General features: G+C 62.1%; 14 protein-coding genes. All 14 read left to right on the forward strand.

What is annotated here, in order from left to right; genetic code table 11:
* Window positions 1-346: 346 nt before the first annotated feature.
* Window positions 347-1378, forward strand: coding sequence for a helix-turn-helix domain-containing protein (locus tag ACLIRY_RS13005; protein WP_413205830.1), 1032 nt, complete (start codon window positions 347-349; stop codon window positions 1376-1378).
* Between the two features lie 283 nt (window positions 1379-1661).
* A complete protein-coding gene (locus tag ACLIRY_RS13010) occupies window positions 1662-2270 on the forward strand; it encodes an anti-sigma factor family protein (RefSeq protein WP_413205831.1) in 609 nt (202 codons plus the stop codon).
* Window positions 2271-2431: 161 nt separating this feature from the next.
* Window positions 2432-3415: a peptidoglycan-binding domain-containing protein gene (locus ACLIRY_RS13015; protein ID WP_413205832.1), complete on the forward strand. Its 984-nt coding sequence runs from the start codon at window positions 2432-2434 to the stop codon at window positions 3413-3415.
* Window positions 3416-3501: 86 nt separating this feature from the next.
* Window positions 3502-4374 (forward strand): DUF3365 domain-containing protein, encoded by an 873-nt coding sequence (locus ACLIRY_RS13020; protein ID WP_413205833.1) that lies wholly within the window; start codon window positions 3502-3504, stop codon window positions 4372-4374.
* Window positions 4367-5737 carry a serine/threonine-protein kinase gene (locus ACLIRY_RS13025; protein WP_413205834.1) on the forward strand — a complete coding sequence of 457 codons (1371 nt, stop codon included), beginning with the start codon at window positions 4367-4369 and terminating at the stop codon, window positions 5735-5737. The genes ACLIRY_RS13020 and ACLIRY_RS13025 overlap by 8 nt, the downstream gene beginning before the upstream one ends.
* A 224-nt stretch (window positions 5738-5961) precedes the next feature.
* Window positions 5962-7014 (forward strand): type VI secretion system protein TssA, encoded by a 1053-nt coding sequence (gene tssA / locus ACLIRY_RS13030; protein ID WP_413205835.1) that lies wholly within the window; start codon window positions 5962-5964, stop codon window positions 7012-7014.
* A 107-nt stretch (window positions 7015-7121) separates the two neighbouring features.
* The gene (gene tssB, locus ACLIRY_RS13035; protein WP_413205836.1) at window positions 7122-7631 is read left to right on the forward strand and encodes a type VI secretion system contractile sheath small subunit; all 510 of its coding nucleotides are present in this window, start codon (window positions 7122-7124) and stop codon (window positions 7629-7631) included.
* 3 nt (window positions 7632-7634) lie between these two features.
* Complete coding sequence (gene tssC, locus ACLIRY_RS13040) at window positions 7635-9143, forward strand: type VI secretion system contractile sheath large subunit (protein ID WP_413205837.1); 1509 nt, start codon at window positions 7635-7637, stop codon at window positions 9141-9143.
* Window positions 9144-9294: 151 nt separating this feature from the next.
* On the forward strand, window positions 9295-9831 hold the full coding sequence (locus ACLIRY_RS13045) for an Hcp family type VI secretion system effector (protein ID WP_413205838.1): 537 nt from the start codon (window positions 9295-9297) through the stop codon (window positions 9829-9831).
* Between the two features lie 95 nt (window positions 9832-9926).
* Window positions 9927-10418, forward strand: coding sequence for a type VI secretion system baseplate subunit TssE (gene tssE, locus ACLIRY_RS13050; RefSeq protein ID WP_413205839.1), 492 nt, complete (start codon window positions 9927-9929; stop codon window positions 10416-10418).
* An 11-nt stretch (window positions 10419-10429) separates the two neighbouring features.
* Window positions 10430-12304 carry a type VI secretion system baseplate subunit TssF gene (gene tssF, locus ACLIRY_RS13055; RefSeq protein WP_413205840.1) on the forward strand — a complete coding sequence of 625 codons (1875 nt, stop codon included), beginning with the start codon at window positions 10430-10432 and terminating at the stop codon, window positions 12302-12304.
* Complete coding sequence (gene tssG, locus ACLIRY_RS13060; RefSeq protein ID WP_413205841.1) at window positions 12268-13287, forward strand: type VI secretion system baseplate subunit TssG; 1020 nt, start codon at window positions 12268-12270, stop codon at window positions 13285-13287. The genes tssF and tssG overlap by 37 nt, the downstream gene beginning before the upstream one ends.
* A 145-nt stretch (window positions 13288-13432) precedes the next feature.
* Window positions 13433-16135, forward strand: a complete 2703-nt coding sequence (gene tssH, locus ACLIRY_RS13065; protein ID WP_413205842.1) for a type VI secretion system ATPase TssH — start codon at window positions 13433-13435, stop codon at window positions 16133-16135.
* Window positions 16136-16211: 76 nt separating this feature from the next.
* Window positions 16212-17327, forward strand: a complete 1116-nt coding sequence (locus tag ACLIRY_RS13070) for a hypothetical protein (protein WP_413205843.1) — start codon at window positions 16212-16214, stop codon at window positions 17325-17327.
* Window positions 17328-17401: the final 74 nt, after the last annotated feature.

A 17401-nucleotide genomic window follows, 5' to 3' on the forward strand; every position in this document is an offset into this window, starting at 1 on the left:
TTTTCCCATTCCGTGCAGAGAAAGGAAGACAATCAGACGGAACGAACCAGAAGCATGACCCACCCGGGATATGGAACAAACCATTCTTTATTCCATCTTGCGTTGATTGCGTTTAATTCGAGCTAAAAGCTTGGAATTCAATCGATTGCTTTCATGCCCCTTGGGCCAATGCGGTCTGGGCGAAGACGCTAATCGATCAAGGGACGACAGGCATTTTCGCATCGTCTGCCCCTCGTGGGCCGGATCATGTCTTCCACCCCGGGCACTTCCCATCGCCTGTCATCCGGGAGACGAATCACGACCGACAAAGGGTCTCGCCAATGCAATTGGATCTGGGCAGAACCACATGACCGAGCAAACGCAACCGTCCGTCGACACGCTGCGTCTTCCGCGACTGCGCTTTTCGACCCGCGCCTTCGAGGCGCCCGAACAGTTCGACGCCTGGAGCCAATTCGTCGCCAACCTCTCAGACATTAAACGAACCCCCGACATGGACAAAGGGTTCGACGCCGCCATGCAAGTCGTCGACACGGGGGTCTTGAATCTGATGGTCTTTCACACGCCGACACTCGAATTCTTGCATCATGCGACATTCGATCCGGATTGCTTGTTCCTGACCATCCCCAGGCGGGGATCCATCCGCTACACCAGCGCGGACGGAGAGTTCCAGGGCCGCATTGGCGAACCCCACTTGAAATCCCTCGCCAAACCCTTTCGGACGGAAATGACCAATGTGGCGGCGACCGCTCTCTTCTTCTCGCGCGAAAAAGTACCGAACATCGCCCATCAACTCGACAGTGCCTACCAAAGCGCGATATCCGATCCCATGGCATGCATCCTCGCCGAGTTTATCACGACCGTGGAGCGTCAAGCCGATCGCCTGACCCTCGCGGAAGCCAACACGGTGAATGACGCTTTCGTGACCCTGCTCGGTGCCACGTTCCGGGGCACCACAGAAGCGTTTGGAGACGCCGCCGCCCCAATCGCGGCGGCCCAGTACAGCATGGTCCGACGATTTATCGACAAAAACCTGACATCCCCGCGCCTGACGCCGAATGGCATCTGCGCCAGTCTGAAAATATCCCGCCGCCACCTCTACTACCTGTTCGAACGAAATGGCGGCGTCATGAAATACATCACGCAGCAACGTCTGGAAAAATGCCATGCAGCATTGGTCAAGGGGACGGGTAAGGACCTGATCAGCACGATCGCCTACCAGCACGGCTTCACCAACCTGTCCTCGTTCTATAGGCAATTCCAGAACCGATACGGCTACGCTCCCGGCGATGTACGGGTCGCTTCCCTGAACGGGCTCACGCCAAGGAACCACGTTGTCTCGACCTTCCAGGACTGGTTCACGCGAACCGAACCCGAGTGACCGGTTCCGGGTTTTTCCGATCCAGAAGACGGTTTTCTCCTATCCTCCAGAAGGACTCCAAAATTTATGGGAGAAGAGGGAAACGGAGTCCGCTTGACGCAAGCTGATCCAGTCCCACTCTCGGCCATTTTCACCCTTGGTGTCGCGGGGAATGAACCTTTTCTCCGCTTTCCCGAACACATGAAGCGTGAACAGCAAGAAAATGCTGAAAACGCCAAATCCTGGGAACCGGCATGACCCGAAAGGGTCTTGGAGAAAGCCGTTGCATCAATGGTGGAAATCGATGTCACGGGACGACCACGACATCGTATGGGAACTCATTCCCTGGTATATCACGAAAACCCTGCCGCCAAACGAAGCGGAGCTTGTACGACGACATCTTCAGACTTGCTCCACATGCAGGCTGGAATTGGCACGGCAACAGGATCTGGCCCAATGGATAGCCAGCCGGAATCCCTTCGAACCAATCCCATCCCATCGCCTCTCCAGCCCGTCCGCGCGCCCCCGGAATCGACAGCGGCATAAGGTCCATCGGCTTCCGAAGCACCAATGCGGTAAAACACGGTACAGGGGCCGGATCCTGTCCGGTGCCATTGTCGCCGCCAGTCTTCTCATAGTGGCGTTCCTCGATCCTCCGGAAAACGACTTCCATACCCTCACCGACCCATCCCTGGATGCCGGAGCCGTCATACGCTTCCAGCCAGCCCCGGGCATCCCGCTCGCGCGTCTGGAAGCCATCCTGACCGCACGCGGCCTGACCCTTGTCAATGGATCCTCGGGCTCCGGCGTGTACACCGCGATCGCCAGGGAAGACGTCGACCTTGGAAGCACGGCTAAAACCCTTATGGCCGGTCCGGAGATCCTATTCGCAGCCCCGGGCATCCCGCCGTAACCCCACCGAGACACGCCGGGGAGCGTTTCTCGCCACGCGCGTGCATCGGATTTTTTCCACGACCATGAACCCGATCGCCGTTGCCGGGCACATACCCGACGGAACGGTCATGGCTCCCCCACCGGGCGAAGGCCATGGGTTCGGAAAAGAGGCTTGGGAAAATGGGAACAAAGACGATCACGCGCCTGGCTTTGCTGCTCCTCGGGATCACGATGGGAGCGCTGCCTGCGGTTGCCCAATCGGACCGTGTCGTGGCGCTGGTCATATCCGAGGGCGACGGCGCCCGACGCGCCGACGCCATCCAGGCTCGCCTGCACCTCATGGGACTGGAGACCCTGCGGTCGAATGACCCGAGCAACGCGGAGCTCCGGTCCATCCTGATCCGCTTCTCCCGGGAAGCAGAGGACTCCCGCGCCACTTTCGTCTTCCTTGATCTTTCAGTGGTCGATTTCGACGGCCGCTCCTTCGTATTGCCAGCCAACGTCGCGCTCGAACAGGCCACGGATCTGTTCACCCAAGGGATTCCGGTCCAGGCGTTTTCCCGATCCGCCGCGCAGGCAAAACAGGGCGGCGCCGTTGTGATCATCGTCGAGCCGCCTTCCCAGACCTTGCCTCCAGGACTGAGCACGACCAAACGGGCCCCGGACCCCATCCCGGGAAGCAGCCCGATCCTGGTCGCGGCGCCGGACTCTTTCATCCCCATTCTCTCGGCGCTGCAAGGACAGACCAAGGGCGGGTCGGGCGACCTTGGCGACATCCTTCGCCGAATGGCCAGAGATACCCGGGTGACAATCTCCAACTTTCCACCGAACCCGATTCTGATCAACAAAAGCGCCGATGCCGCCCCGGAGCCCGACTCCATCGTGATCGCCCAGGCGGTTCCCGCCTCGGACCAAACGTCCGACACCCTGGATCAGGGCGCCCAGGCAGCACCGGAGGAACTGGCTCTCCTCGAGCGCTCCCTATCCCGGGCCGCCAAACGGTCCATTCAGCGAGCGCTCCGGGGGCTCGGATTTTACCAGGGGCTGGTCGACGGCATCTTCGGCCCCCAGACCCGGGCCGCCATCAAGGCTTTTCAGGTCAAGCGGTCCGAGGAGGGAACCGGCGTTCTGACCCGTCGGCAATTGCTCGACCTTGCTTCCTGACCCCCGCTTTCGACATCTCTCTAATCGCGCGCAACAATCAACACTCTGAACCAAGAGAAACGCGCGTGACAGAAGGACCTGGACCAATGGGCCTCCGCCTGAAATACAATATCGTCCTGCTGCTGGCCTGCCTGCTGGGCATGGTCGGCGCCACCACCCTATCTTATGTGGTCGTGCGAAAATCCGCGGTCGAGGACATTCATCAGTCCATTGATCTGATCCATGGGAACGCACTGGCCGTGCGTTCCTACACGGTCGATAACATCACGCCCCTGCTGTCCGACGACAACGACATCCTGTTCCTGCCCGAAAGCGTCGTCTCCTTCGCCACGCGAACGATCTTCGACACTTTCCAGAAGCAGTTTCCGGAGTTCGGCTACAAGGAAGCCGTCCTGGACCCGACCAACCCCGCCGACAGGCCCAATGCGTTCGAAGCGGAGATGATCGGGCAATTCCGGGACGATCCGTCTCTCGAGAAGGTCACCAAGGTCGTCGATACGGACGAGGGCCGCTTCCTGACCGTCGCCTTTCCGATCACCATCACGCAGCAAGGCTGTCTGGCCTGCCATTCCACGCCGGAAGCTGCTCCCCCAACCATGGTCGACCTCTATGGTCCGGACAATGGGTTCGGTTGGCGATTGGGCGAAACCATCGGCGCCCAGGTCATCTCCGCCCCCATGTCCGTCGCCAACAAGCGGGCCATGGAGACCGTCGCAGTCCTGATCGCGGGCTTCGCCGTCATCTTCCTGCTGGTTTTCATCATGACCAACCTGTTGTTGAGCAGGATTGTTCTGCGTCCGGTCCGCCTCATCTCGGAAACGGCCCGCAAGGTCAGTCTCGGCGACTTCTCAGTCCCGGAATACAGCAAACCCGGCAAGGACGAAATCAGCTCGCTTGCGACCTCCCTCAACCTGATGCGGCGCAGCCTGGAACGCGCCATGAGCATGATCGATGTCTGACGAGACGGTCATCGCCCCCAAGCGTGGCCCGGGTCGGAAAACCATCGGCAAATACCGGATCGAGGGGATCCTCGGAGAGGGTGCCATGGGACTGGTCTACGCGGGCCGGGATCCGGACATTGATCGGCCCGTGGCGATCAAGACAATCCATAAGCATCTGATCAGCGCCTCCGAAAGCCAGGACTGGCTCGAACGGTTCGCCCGGGAGGCCCGGGCAGCGGGGCGGGTGCTCCATCCCAATCTGGTCACGGTCTTCGACTTCCTCCAGGAAGACGGCCTGCCCTATCTGGTCATGGAGCGGGTTCGCTCAATCACGCTTGAGGACCGCCTGGTCGATGGCAAGGCCCTGCCAACGGAGGAGATCCATGCCATCGTCTCCCAGATCCTGGCGGGGCTGCACTGCATCCATGGCGTCGGCATCGTCCACCGCGACCTGAAACCGGCGAACGTCATGCTCGCAGAAGATGGTACGGTCAAGCTGACCGACTTCGGAGTGGCCCGCTTCACCACCATGGACGCCACGGGCGCGGGCATGATCGGAACCCCTGCCTACATGGCACCCGAGCAGCTAACCGGACAGGAGGTGGATGCCCGGGCCGACATCTACGCTTGCGGGGTCGTCCTGTACGAATTGCTCACCGGTCGAAAGCCCTATAAGGGGGGCGGTGTGGAGGCCCTGTTCACCGCCCTGCGCGACGGCCAGATCGCCAACCCCAGCGAGATCGTGCCCTCGCTGTCCACCGAAATCGACGCGGTCGTGGCCAAGGCCATGAGCATCGAGGCGGTGAATCGCTACCCCAATGCCCAGGACATGCGCGCGGCCTTGGTCGCCGTGCTACCCTCCGCCGATCACACCGGTCTGGTCAATCTGGTGCCCAACGCCCGCCCCCAGGCACAAGAACCCGGGGGAAGCGGCGCGGGCACCATGATCGAGCGGATGAGCGCCCAGACCCTGAACACGGTCGAGAAACAGCTGATGAGTCACATCGGCCCCATGGGCAAGATCATCGTCCGACGCGCCGCAGCCCGTGCCAGCAGTCCGGAAGACCTGATCGAGGCGGTGCTCGAGGAAATCGCCGACGGCACGGACCGGGATGGTCTGCGCACGGCCATCGAACGGGCGTTCGCGGGAGACAGGTCCCAGGTCTCGCAAGTCTCTGCTTCGGGAATACCGGAGGACACCATCCGAACCTTGGCGGACCTTCTGACCCCCCACCTCGGTCCGATCGCCCGTGTCCTGGCCGGACGGGAAGCCAAGACGGCGGCCAGCGCCGATGCCCTTGTCCAAACCCTGGCCGCGCACATCCCGGACGATCACGACCGCCAGGACTTCCTGCGCGCTGTGAAGCGCACGTCGCCCTGATGCGCTGCCCCTAGATCACGTTTATGAAATCAGGTCTGTCCGACCTGATTTCATAAACGTGATCTAAATCATATAGTTAGAGCGGAATGAGACGGAAAACCGCACACAGTTTTCCTCATTCCGCTCTAGATCAGATGTTTAGAGCATCGAGGGGAGCGGAAAACCGGTGCCCACTTTTCCGCTCGATGCTCTTGAGTCAACGCCGCACCTGAAAGGACCAAACCATGCTGGACTTGGATGATCTGTCGCGCCCCCTCGACGAGGAGGAGCCGAGCGGCCCCGATATGGAATACGATCCAGAGTTCACGGAGTTGGAACTTGCCAGCCAACCGGGCGAGGAGCGGGTGGTCGGCAACTCGGTGATTCCGGCGGAGGAGCCGGATTACGCCGCCGTAACGAAGGCGGCCATCACCCTGCTTGGCCGGACCCGGGATCTCCGCATTACCGTGATCCTCGCCAACGCGGCTTTGCGAAGTGAGGGATTGGCCGCCTTCGAAGAAACACTGAACTACGCGCGGCGCTCCTTGGAGGACTACTGGGACAGCGTTCATCCCCAATTGGACGCGGAAGACGACAATGATCCGACCATGCGGGTCAATACGGTCCTGGGCTTGACCGACCGGGAGACGGTTCTGGCGGCCCTGCGCGTCACCCCACTCGTGGAAAGTCGAGCCTTCGGCCGCTTCTCCCTGCGCGACCTGCTCGTCGCCGAGGGCGAAACCAGCCTTCCTGCGGATATGGAAGCCCCCCCGTCCCAACAAACCATCTCCGCAGCCTTCCAGGACACGGATCCGGAGGACCTTGCCACCAATGCCCGCGCCGTCGACGCCTGCCTCGAGCACGTGAAGGCAATCTCCCGGATCCTCGATGATCACATTGGGTCCGACGCCCCCGACCTGACCCCGCTGGAGAAGATGCTGTACGACATCAAGAGACGTTTTTCCGCCCATCTGGACAACGGGGCCCCGGCGGGCGACGCGGAAGCCCCGGAGGCGACCAGCACCGCCGAGGAAGCACCCATCGTATCCTCTGGCCGAGCTGCGACAAAGCCAACGGCCATTGGTCCGATCACTTCACCGGACGACGTGAAAAAGGCAATCGACCACATTACCGATTACTACGCCCGATACGAGCCCTCCAGTCCGATCCCCCTGTTGCTGACCCGTGCCCGACGCCTCGTCTCGGCGGATTTCGTCACAATCATGCGGGACATGGCCCCCCTGGGCATCGAGAACGTGGCGCTGATCGGCGGCTTTTCGGAAGACGAGGACGATTAATGCGCCCCCCGCCCGAAAAATCGCCGTCCCCCTGAACCTTTTCCCTAACCCGCGACACTTACAGCCAGACGAAACACCGGCTTTCTGACAAAAACAGGAACTGAACCATGGCCAGTAGCAGTCAAAAATTCGTGGCACGAAACCGCGCGCCACGCGTCCAAATCGAATACGACGTGGAGCTCTACGGCGCCGAGAAGAAAGTCGAACTTCCGTTCGTCATGGGCGTGATGTCCGACCTGTCCGGTAAGTCCGAGGAACCGCTTCCCTCCGTGGCCGACCGCAAGTTCCTGGAAATCGACGTCGACAACTTTGACGAACGCATGAAATCCATGAAGCCGCGCGCCGCCTTCACCGTACCCAACACCCTGACCAACGAGGGCAATCTGGCGGTCGACCTGACCTTTGAGAGCCTGGAGGATTTCTCCCCCGCAGCCATCGCCAAAAAGGTGGAACCGCTGAGAAAGCTGCTTGAGGCGCGCACCCAGCTTTCGAACTTGACCACCTACATGGACGGAAAAACCGGCGCGGAAAACCTGATTGCCCAGATCATCCAAGACCCCGGCCTGCTGCGCGCCCTGGCCTCCACCCCCCAGAAGACCTCCGAGACCGAGGAATAAGCCATGGCCGATACCACCCCCCAGGCCGCAGAGGCCGTCGCCGCCACGGGCGACTCCCTGTTCCAGTCCAGCGAATTCGCCGCGCTGCTCCAGAAGGAGTTCCGGCCCAAGTCGGATCAGGCCCGGAGTGCCGTCGAGGAGGCGGTCCGGACCCTGGCCGAACAGGTTCTGGACAACGCCACCCTGGTGTCGGACGACGCCCTGCGCTCGATCGAAGGCATCATCGCCGAAATCGACCGCAAGCTGACCGAGCAGGTCAACGAAATCCTGCACCACGCCGACTTCCAGAAGACTGAAAGCGCCTGGCGCGGTCTGCATTTCCTGGTGAACAACACCGAAACCGACGAAATGCTGAAGATCCGCGTCCTCAACATTTCGAAAAAGGATCTGTCCAAGACCCTGCGCAAGTTCAAAGGCACGGCCTGGGACCAGTCCCCGATCTTCAAGAAACTTTACGAAGAGGAATACGGCCAGTTCGGCGGCGAGCCCTACGGTTGCCTGGTGGGTGACTACCACTTCGACCACAGCCCCCGCGACGTGGAACTGCTGAGCGAAATGTCCAAGGTGGCTGCGGCCGCCCATGCGCCCTTCATCACCGGCGCCGATCCCTCTCTCTTCCAAATGGACAGTTGGTCGGAACTGGCCAATCCCCGCGACCTGACCAAGATCTTCCAGACCCCCGAGTACGCCGCCTGGCGCGCCCTGCGGGAGAGCGAGGACAGCCGCTATCTCGGTCTGGCCATGCCCCGCTTCCTGGGTCGTCACCCCTATGGCGAGAAGACCGACCCGGTGGAGGAATTCGCCTTCGAGGAAAACACCGAAGGGGCCGGATCCGACCGGTACTGCTGGGTCAACGCCGCCTACGGCATGGCGCGCAACATCACGCGGTCCTTCAAGGAATATGGCTGGTGCACCCGCATCCGCGGCGTGGAATCCGGTGGCATCGTCGACGAACTGCCGACCCATACCTTCCCCACCGACGACGGCGGGGTCGACATGAAATGCCCGACCGAAATCGCCATTTCCGACCGGCGGGAAGCGGAGTTGGCGAAAAACGGCATGATGCCGCTCATTCATCGCAAGAATTCCAACATGGCGGCCTTCATCGGAGCCCAGTCCCTGCAGAAGCCCGCCGAATACGACGACCCGGACGCCACGGCGAACGCCAATCTGGCCGCGCGCCTCCCCTATCTTTTCGCGACCTGCCGCTTCGCCCACTACCTGAAATGCATCGTCCGCGACAAGGTCGGCTCTTTCCGGGAACGCGACGAGATGCAGGAATGGCTGCAAAACTGGATCAACACCTACGTGGACTATAACGCGAACACCTCCCCCGAGGAGGTCAAGGCCCGTCACCCCCTGGCCGCCGCCGAAGTGGTCGTCGAGGAGGTCGAGGGGAACCCCGGCTACTACACCTCGAAGTTCTTCCTCCGTCCGCACTATCAGCTCGAAGGGCTCTCCGTTTCCCTTCGCCTCGTCTCCAAGCTGCCCTCTCAGAGGGGCCAAAACTAGAGCGGAATGAGGAAAACTGGATCGGCTCGACTCAAGCTGATCCAGTTTTCCTCTAGCGGGTCGAGGCCGGGCGGACCATCGCGCCGCGCCCTCCTTGTCCCCCTGTCTCCCCAACCTTTGTTTCAAACGCTGCCGCTAAAGGACTTCCACCATGGCCTTTGACGCTTTCATGTACTTCAACGACTCGTCCAAGATCTCCGGCGAGACCCAAGACGACGCAATGAAGAAGAAGGGCGCCTTCGAGCTCCGTAGTTTCGACTTCGGCGCCGAGAACACCATCAATATCGGTTCCGACACCGGCGGTGCCGGTGCGGGCAAGGCCACCTTCAAGGAATTCAAGATCACCAAGCGGACCGACACCGCCTCTTGCGCCATCTTTGAAAACCTCTGCATGGGCACGCACTTCGACGAGGCCTTCATTGAATTGCGTCGCTCCGGCGGTGGCTCCGGAGGGTCCGGCAAGACCTTCATGATGTTCCACTTCAAACTCCTGATGGTCCAGGACTTCAGTTGGAGCGGGGCGGATGGCGACGACGTCCTGGAAGAGGAAATCGTCTTCCAGTACGGCGCCATCAAGATCGAGTACTCCATGCAATCCGCCAAGGGAACCATGCAGAAGGCACCTGGTAACAAGGGCGAAACCAAGTGGAGCCGCGTCCTCAACAAGGCGATCTACGAAGTCAAATAGGACCGGAACGTCCTTCCCTCCGGGCGCCTGCCACTGGCGGCGCCCGAACCGCCCTCCATCACACCGGAGCGCACCGAACGACGGGTTGCCCAGCCATGACCGACCGTCTGCTTGCCGAGCGGCTCCAGCCGTCCCTCCTCGACCGGTTGACCGACAATGCCCCCGACAATGGAACGGACAGCGCCGCCAGCCGGACCATCGATCTGGCCCACCTAAGGGAGATTGTCCAAAGGGACCTCTCCTGGCTGCTGAACACTGCCAACATCGAGACGGAACACGACCTGGAGTTCTATCCCCACGTGGCCCGATCTGTGGTGAACTATGGCCTCCCCGGTCTGTCCGGCTCGATCCGCACCCGCAGTCGGGTGCTGGCGATCCAGCGGTCGATCCACAGCGCCATCGAGACCTTCGAGCCCCGTATCCTGCCCGGCACGCTTGAGGTCACCATACGAGCCGACGAGGCGAGCACGGGCACGCTCATCTCCTTCGATATCCGCGGCGAGCTCTGGGCCGACCCCGTGCCCGTCGACTTTTACCTCCGCACCGCGCTCGACGTGACCACGGGCGCGATCACCGTGAACCGATAGGGCCAACGGACATGGACACGCGACTACTCAAGTTTTACGAGGAAGAGCTGGGTTTCGTCCGTGAAATGGGCGCCGAGTTCGCCGAGGCCTACCCCAAGATCGCCTCGCGCCTGGGCATGAAGCAACTCGACGTACAGGACCCTTACGTGGAGCGCATGCTTGAGGGCTTCGCCTTCCTCTCTGCACGCGTCCAACTCGAACTTGACCTTCAATATCCGGTCTTTACTCAAAACCTGCTGGAAATTGTCTACCCGCATTTCCTGGCGCCGACGCCCTCCATGACCATCGCCCATGTGACACCGGATTCCGCCCAGGGGGGGATCGACGACGGCTTCACCCTGCCCCGGGGCTCGACCCTGCGAAGCCGCCTGTTGGACGGCGAACAGACCGCCTGCCAGTTCACGACGTCCCAGGATCTCACCCTTTGGCCCATCGAGCTGGCGGAGGCGGAATACCTGGAAGGGCGAAACGAACTGGTTTCCGCCGGATTGGTCGGAAACACACCCGCCAAGGCCGCCCTGCGCCTTCGTCTGCGCCGGTCCGGCGGTGGACCGATCAACGACCTGTCGCTCGACCGTCTGACGGTTCACCTATCCGGCACCGGCGCCGAGCCCTGGCGCCTGTACGAAGCAATCCTGAGCCGGTCCGTCGGCCTCGCCGGACGCTCCACCAACCGCCGTGAGGACTGGTCGGAAAGGCTGGGCAAGGGGATTCACCCGCGCGGCTTCGAGCCGGAGGAAGCACTGTTGCCCGTCCCCGGCCAGTCCTTCGAAGGGTATCGCCTGCTCCAGGAATACTTCGCCATGCCCCAGCGCTTCTTCTTCATCGATCTGGCCGGTCTGGGACCGGCCGTGCGACGCGCGGCGGGCAACGACCTGGATATCTATATCCTGCTGTCGGAGGAATATGCGGCTCTGAAATCCGTTGGCACACACAGTTTCGACCTGCACGCCGTGCCAGCGGTGAACCTGTTCCGCAAGCGCTGTGACCGCGTTCCCGTGGCCGCAACCGCCGTCGACCACCATGTGACCGTGGACCGCACCGCGCCGCTGGACTACGAGATCTGTCAGTTGGAGGAGGTCATCGGCATCGGCGAGGACGGGGCGGACGATATTGCCTTCCACCCCTTCTACAGCGCCCAGGACTTCACCCCCTTCGGCGAGACCCGAAACGCCTACTACAGCGTCCGCCGCCGCTTGCGACAACGGTCGGAGAAGCAGCGCCTGAAGGGCGGACGAACGTCCTATCTCGGCACGGAGATTCACCTGTCCCTCAGCGATCGAAACGAGGCCCCTTACCCCGCCACGATCAAACAACTCGCGGTCACCGCACTGTGCACCAACCGGGATCTGCCCCTGCTGATCCCCATCGGCGGCGGAGAGACGGATTTCACCCTGCCCGAAGGCGGCCCCGTCTCCGAGATCCGCGCCATCGTCCCCCCCACCCGCCCCCGTCAAGGACTGGCCGAGGGCAATCGCGCCTGGCAATTGATCAGCCATCTCAGTCTCAATTACCTGTCCATCACCGACGCCGATCGCGGCACCGGCGCCGCTGCCCTGAGGGAGTTGATCGGCCTCTACGCCCCCCAGGGCGACGCCGTCCTGGCCAAACAGGTGGAAGGCCTGGTCTCCGTCACCTCCCGCCCCATCGTGCGGCGCATGGCCGATGGCGTCCTGTCGACCGCTGTGCGGGGCCTGGAACTGCGGGTGGGCTTCGACGAAAGCTTCTTCGAAGGGACCGGCTGCTATCCGCTGGGTGCCGTCCTGGAAGCCTTTTTCGCCAAATACGTGGCGCTGAACAGCTTCACCGAAACCGTCATTCACTCCCAACTCCGAGGGGACATCGCGCGATGGCCAGCGAAAAGCGGGCGACGGGTTCTGATCTGAGCCACCTCCAGGCTCTCGAGAACAGCCCGCGCCAACATCACATCTTCCAGGCCCTTCGGATCATCGAGGCGGCCCACGCCGATCATCCCCGACTGGGACGCTCCACCCGACCGTCCCAAGATCCGGTGCGCCTGGCTCAGGCCCCGGAACTGGCCTTCCCAACTTCGGCGATCACCGCCTTCGCCAAGGATCCACGCAGCGGCCACAAGACACTGACCCAGCAGGTTTTCGGCCTGTTCGGCCCCCATGGGGCCCTGCCGCTGCACCTGACGGAATACGCCCGGGACCGCCAGCGGAACCACCGCGACCCAACCCTGACGGCCTTCGCCGATGTCTTCCACCACAGGATGATGTCGCTGTTCTACCGCGCCTGGACCACGGGAGAACCTGCGCCCTCCTTCGACCGCCCCGATGACGACCCCTTCGGCGCCAAGCTGGATGCGCTCGCCGGGGTGGCGGGAAAGGAATTCGAGGATCGGGACGCCATGCCCGACGTCGCCAAGCGCCATTTCGCCGGTCTGCTGGCAGCGGCGCCCCGGAGCGAGGCCGGGCTTCGCGCCATCCTCGCCCGCTTCCTCCGCGCCGAGATCTCCATCGAGAGCTTCGTGGGAAGCTGGCTCCATCTGGAACCGCACGACCGGGGCACCCTGGGCGGCGCCACGCTGGGAAGCAACGCCAGCCTGGGCGAGAAGGTCTGGTCCCGTCAGGCCAAGTTCCGGATCCGTATCGGCCCCCTATCGCTCGCCGACTATACCCGTCTCCTGCCCGGTGGCCAAAGTCACAAGCGCCTGACCGCCATCATTCGCAACGTCGTCGGCGACACCTTGGACTGGGAGGCGAACCTGGTCCTGCGCGCCGCCGATGTCCCCCCGACGGTTCTGGGATCCGGCGGCCAACTGGGACTGACCACCTGGATCGGAAGACGTCCGAACAGGGACGCCGACGACCTCCACCTCGCGGCACCCGTCGCCCACCCTTTGTGAGCCCGAGAGTGCTCCGAGATCAACTTGGGCCAAGTCTTAGCCCAAGTTGATCTCGAAGCGCCTCTAAAATTTAAAGAATCAGAGTGACCCGGGGCCAGCTTGACCCAAGCTGATCCAGGTTCACTCTCGGAAACGGAACGAACCCATGTCCGAGATCAGCCGCGTCGCCCTGTTCGGAAAACTGAACCACCTGGGCTATCAATCGATCGAAAGCGCCACCGTCTTCTGCAAGATGCGCGGCAACCCTTACGTGGAACTGGTCCATTGGGTTCATCAGATCCTGCAAGGCCAGGACAGCGACCTGCACCGGATTATCCGACACTATGACCTGGATCCCGCCCGCGTGGCGGCCGACGTGGTCCGTGGGCTCGACGCCCTGCCCCGCGGGGCCAGCGCCATTTCGGACCTGTCCTCCCATCTGGAAGACGCCGTGGAACGGGCCTGGGTTTATGGATCCCTGATGTTCGGCGCCACTCAGGTGCGGACCGGCCATTTGATCCTCGGCATGCTGAAAACACCCAACCTGCGTCACCTGCTCGACGGCATCTCCCAGCAATTCCGCGCGGTCCGGGTCGACGATCTGTCGGAAAACTTCACCGATATCCTCTCCGGCTCGCCCGAGGAGGGCGCGCCCGCCCAGGGGAGCGGATCGCTCCCCGGCGAGGAGTCGGCGGCCATGGCGCCCCAACTGGGCGGCGGTCAGGCCCTGGCGCAATTCTGTGCGGACCTGACCGAAAAGGCGCGGGCGGGCGAGATCGACCCCATCGTCGGACGGGACGAGGAAATCCGCCAGATCATCGACGTGCTGATGCGTCGGCGCCAGAACAACCCGATCCTCACCGGCGAGGCCGGGGTCGGCAAGACCGCAGTGGTGGAGGGCTTCGCCCTGCGCATCATCCGCGGCGACGTCCCTCCGGCCCTGCGCGCGGTGCGCCTCCTCTCCCTGGACGTGGGCCTGCTGCAGGCGGGCGCCTCCATGAAAGGGGAATTCGAGAATCGCCTGAAAAGCGTCATCGAAGAGGTCCAGGCCAGCCCCGTACCCATCGTCCTTTTCGTCGACGAGACCCATACGCTGGTCGGCGCGGGAGGTGCCGCAGGCACCGGCGACGCCGCGAACCTGCTCAAACCCGCCCTGGCGCGGGGCACCCTACGCACCATCGGCGCCACCACCTGGGCCGAGTACAAGAAGCACATCGAGAAAGACCCGGCCCTGACCCGCCGTTTCCAGGTGGTTCAAGTGGCCGAACCCGACGAGGCCAAGGCCGTCCTGATGATGCGCGGCACCGCGAGCATGCTGGAGCGCCACCACCAGGTCCAGATCCTGGACGAAGCCCTGGAGGCAGCGGTGAAGCTATCGGCGCGCTATATTCCCGCGCGCCAGCTCCCCGACAAGTCGGTCAGCGTGCTTGACACCGCTTGCGCCCGGGTGGCGATCAGTCTGCACGCCGTCCCCGCCCCGGTGGACGATTGCCAGCGCCGCATCGATGCCTTGAACACGGAACGCGACATCATCGCCCGCGACGAGACGGCGGGGACCGATGTGGTCGACCGCCAAGCCCGCGTGACCGCAGACTTGGCAGCGGAAACGGAGCGCCTGGATGAATTGACCGCGCGCTGGACCGCAGAAAAGGCCCTGGTCGAGGACATCCTCGCGCTGCGCGGCCAACTGCGTGCGGGTGGCGCTCCCGTGGAAGGCGACACCTCGGACAGCGACGCCTCGGACAGCGACAGCACAACGGAAGCTCTGTCCGGACCCGAGCGCGACGCCACCCTCGCCGAGCTGCGCGCGAAACAGGCGGAACTGGCCGCGCTCCAGGGAGAAACGCCCTTGATGCTGCCCATCGTCGACGCCCAGGCCGTCAGTTCCGTGGTGGCCGATTGGACCGGTATTCCCGTGGGCCGCATGGTCAAGGACGAGATCCGCGTCGTGCTGACCCTGTCCGACCATCTGGCCAAGCGGGTGATCGGCCAGGACCATGCCATGGAGATGATCGCCAAGCGGGTGAAGGCCTCGCGTGCTGGGCTCGACAATCCCTCCAAGCCCGTCGGCGTCTTCCTACTGGCGGGAACGTCGGGCGTCGGCAAGACCGAAACGGCGCTTGCCCTGGCCGAAACCCTGTATGGCGGTGAACAGAACGTCATCACCATCAACATGTCCGAATACCAGGAAGCGCACACGGTCTCCAGCCTGAAGGGTGCCCCTCCGGGTTACGTGGGCTATGGCGAGGGCGGTGTCCTGACCGAGGCCGTGCGCCGAAAGCCCTATTCCGTGGTCCTGCTCGACGAGGTGGAAAAGGCCCATCCGGACGTCCACGAACTCTTCTTTCAGGTCTTCGACAAGGGCGTCATGGAAGACGGTGAGGGCCGTGTGATCGATTTCCGCAATACCCTGATCCTGCTGACCTCCAACGTGGGGTCGGAGGTGATCATGGACCTCTGCGCCGATCCGCACCTGATGCCCGACCCCGAAGGGATCGCCAAGGCCCTGCGCGACCCGCTGCTCAAGGTTTTCCCTCCCGCGCTTCTGGGACGGCTCGTCACCATTCCCTACTACCCGCTGAGCGAGGACATGATCGGCGAGATCGCCCGCCTGCAACTGGGCCGGATCCAGAAGCGGGTCACCGACACCCACGCCGCGACCCTCACCTATTCCGACGCGGTGATCGAAACCATCGTCTCCCGCTGCCAGGAACTGGAAAGCGGTGGCCGCATGATCGACTCCATTGTCACGAACACCATGCTTCCCGCCATTTCCACGGAGTTTCTAACCCGCATGCTCGATGGCGCCACCGTCGAACGGATCACCGTCGATGTGACGGCGGGGGAGTTCACCTACGCCTTCAGCTAGAGTGAAACGGGGCCAGCTTGACTCAAGCCGATCCAGTTTCACTCTAGAACCTTTTCGCATGCGGGAGACTTGACCTATGCCCACGTGGCCCGTCCTTTCACGAGACGTTAGCAGCCAGGTCAGAAAAAAAGCCAAGACCAAGCAGATTCATCTGGAAAAGGCGCTCGACTTCTCCGTAACGCTGGAAGTCGACAAGGAGACCCATCAAGTCCTCTCGGCGGACAAGTCCGCACAAGACGACCTGAGCCGCGCCGCGGACAGCGCATACGGAAAACTTGTGCCCGCTTTGGTCAACATCCTGCAAAAGGCCGATATCGAATACGATCGGGTGGCGGAAGACAAGAAGAAGGCCGTCATCCAGAAACTCGAGAAAGACTACCAAAAGATGTTCAGGGCCGTCGCCGGAAACACCGAGAAAGCGGTCCGCGCCACTTGGACCGGGTTCAAAAAAGAACAAACCACGCTTGCCGAGCGGGATGCCAAAATCATCCTTGATACGACCAAGTCCTTCGCGGACCTCTTACAGGATGAAGGCGAGGCGGCCCCAGCCCTTTCCACCACCCAGCTCCTGAAAAGCATCCGCGATGCCAAAGGGGGGTACGAGGCAATCCACAAGGCCGCGCGGGCCGCCGAAACGCTGGAGAAGTCCTTCAAAACATCTCTCGACCTGCTTCGCAAGCGCTACGCCGACAACAAGAAAAGCCTCATGTCGGGCGGCGCCAAGGACGGCACACAACCTGATCCGAACAAGATTCTGGGTAAAGATTTCTTCGCCACCATCGATGACGTCATGAAAGACATCGGTGAATACGACAAACAGGTTCAGGCACTGGACAGAGCATCCCGCGACTTCGGGAAAACACTCGACAAAATCCTGGACAGGACCAAGGACTTGCGGAAACAAAGTGGCTCCAGACCGGACATGATCATCTCGGCGGCCCTGAAGGCCCTGGAAAGCAGAACAAATGACGGCATCGACCAAAACAAGTCTCTTCAAAACAGCCTGGATATTCGCAAGAAAAACAAAGAGACCGTCACAAAGGCACTCACGGAGATAAAAAAATCCGAGCCGGACAAATGGAAGCTCATACAAAAAGGCTCCGGCATGGTGGGACCAGTCCTCGGTCAAGGGGTATACCTTGGCATCAAAAGCAAATTGGACGACATCCAATCCATTGCCGAAGGGCTGTAGCACCGCTCCAGATTCTTGATCCAGTCTCTTGAAGCCCCGCTCGATGGATGTCAAGCGGGTGTTTTTTTTCCACC

The sequence above is a fragment of the Rhodospirillum sp. A1_3_36 genome, assembly GCF_047263945.1.
GTDB lineage: Bacteria > Pseudomonadota > Alphaproteobacteria > Rhodospirillales > Rhodospirillaceae > Rhodospirillum.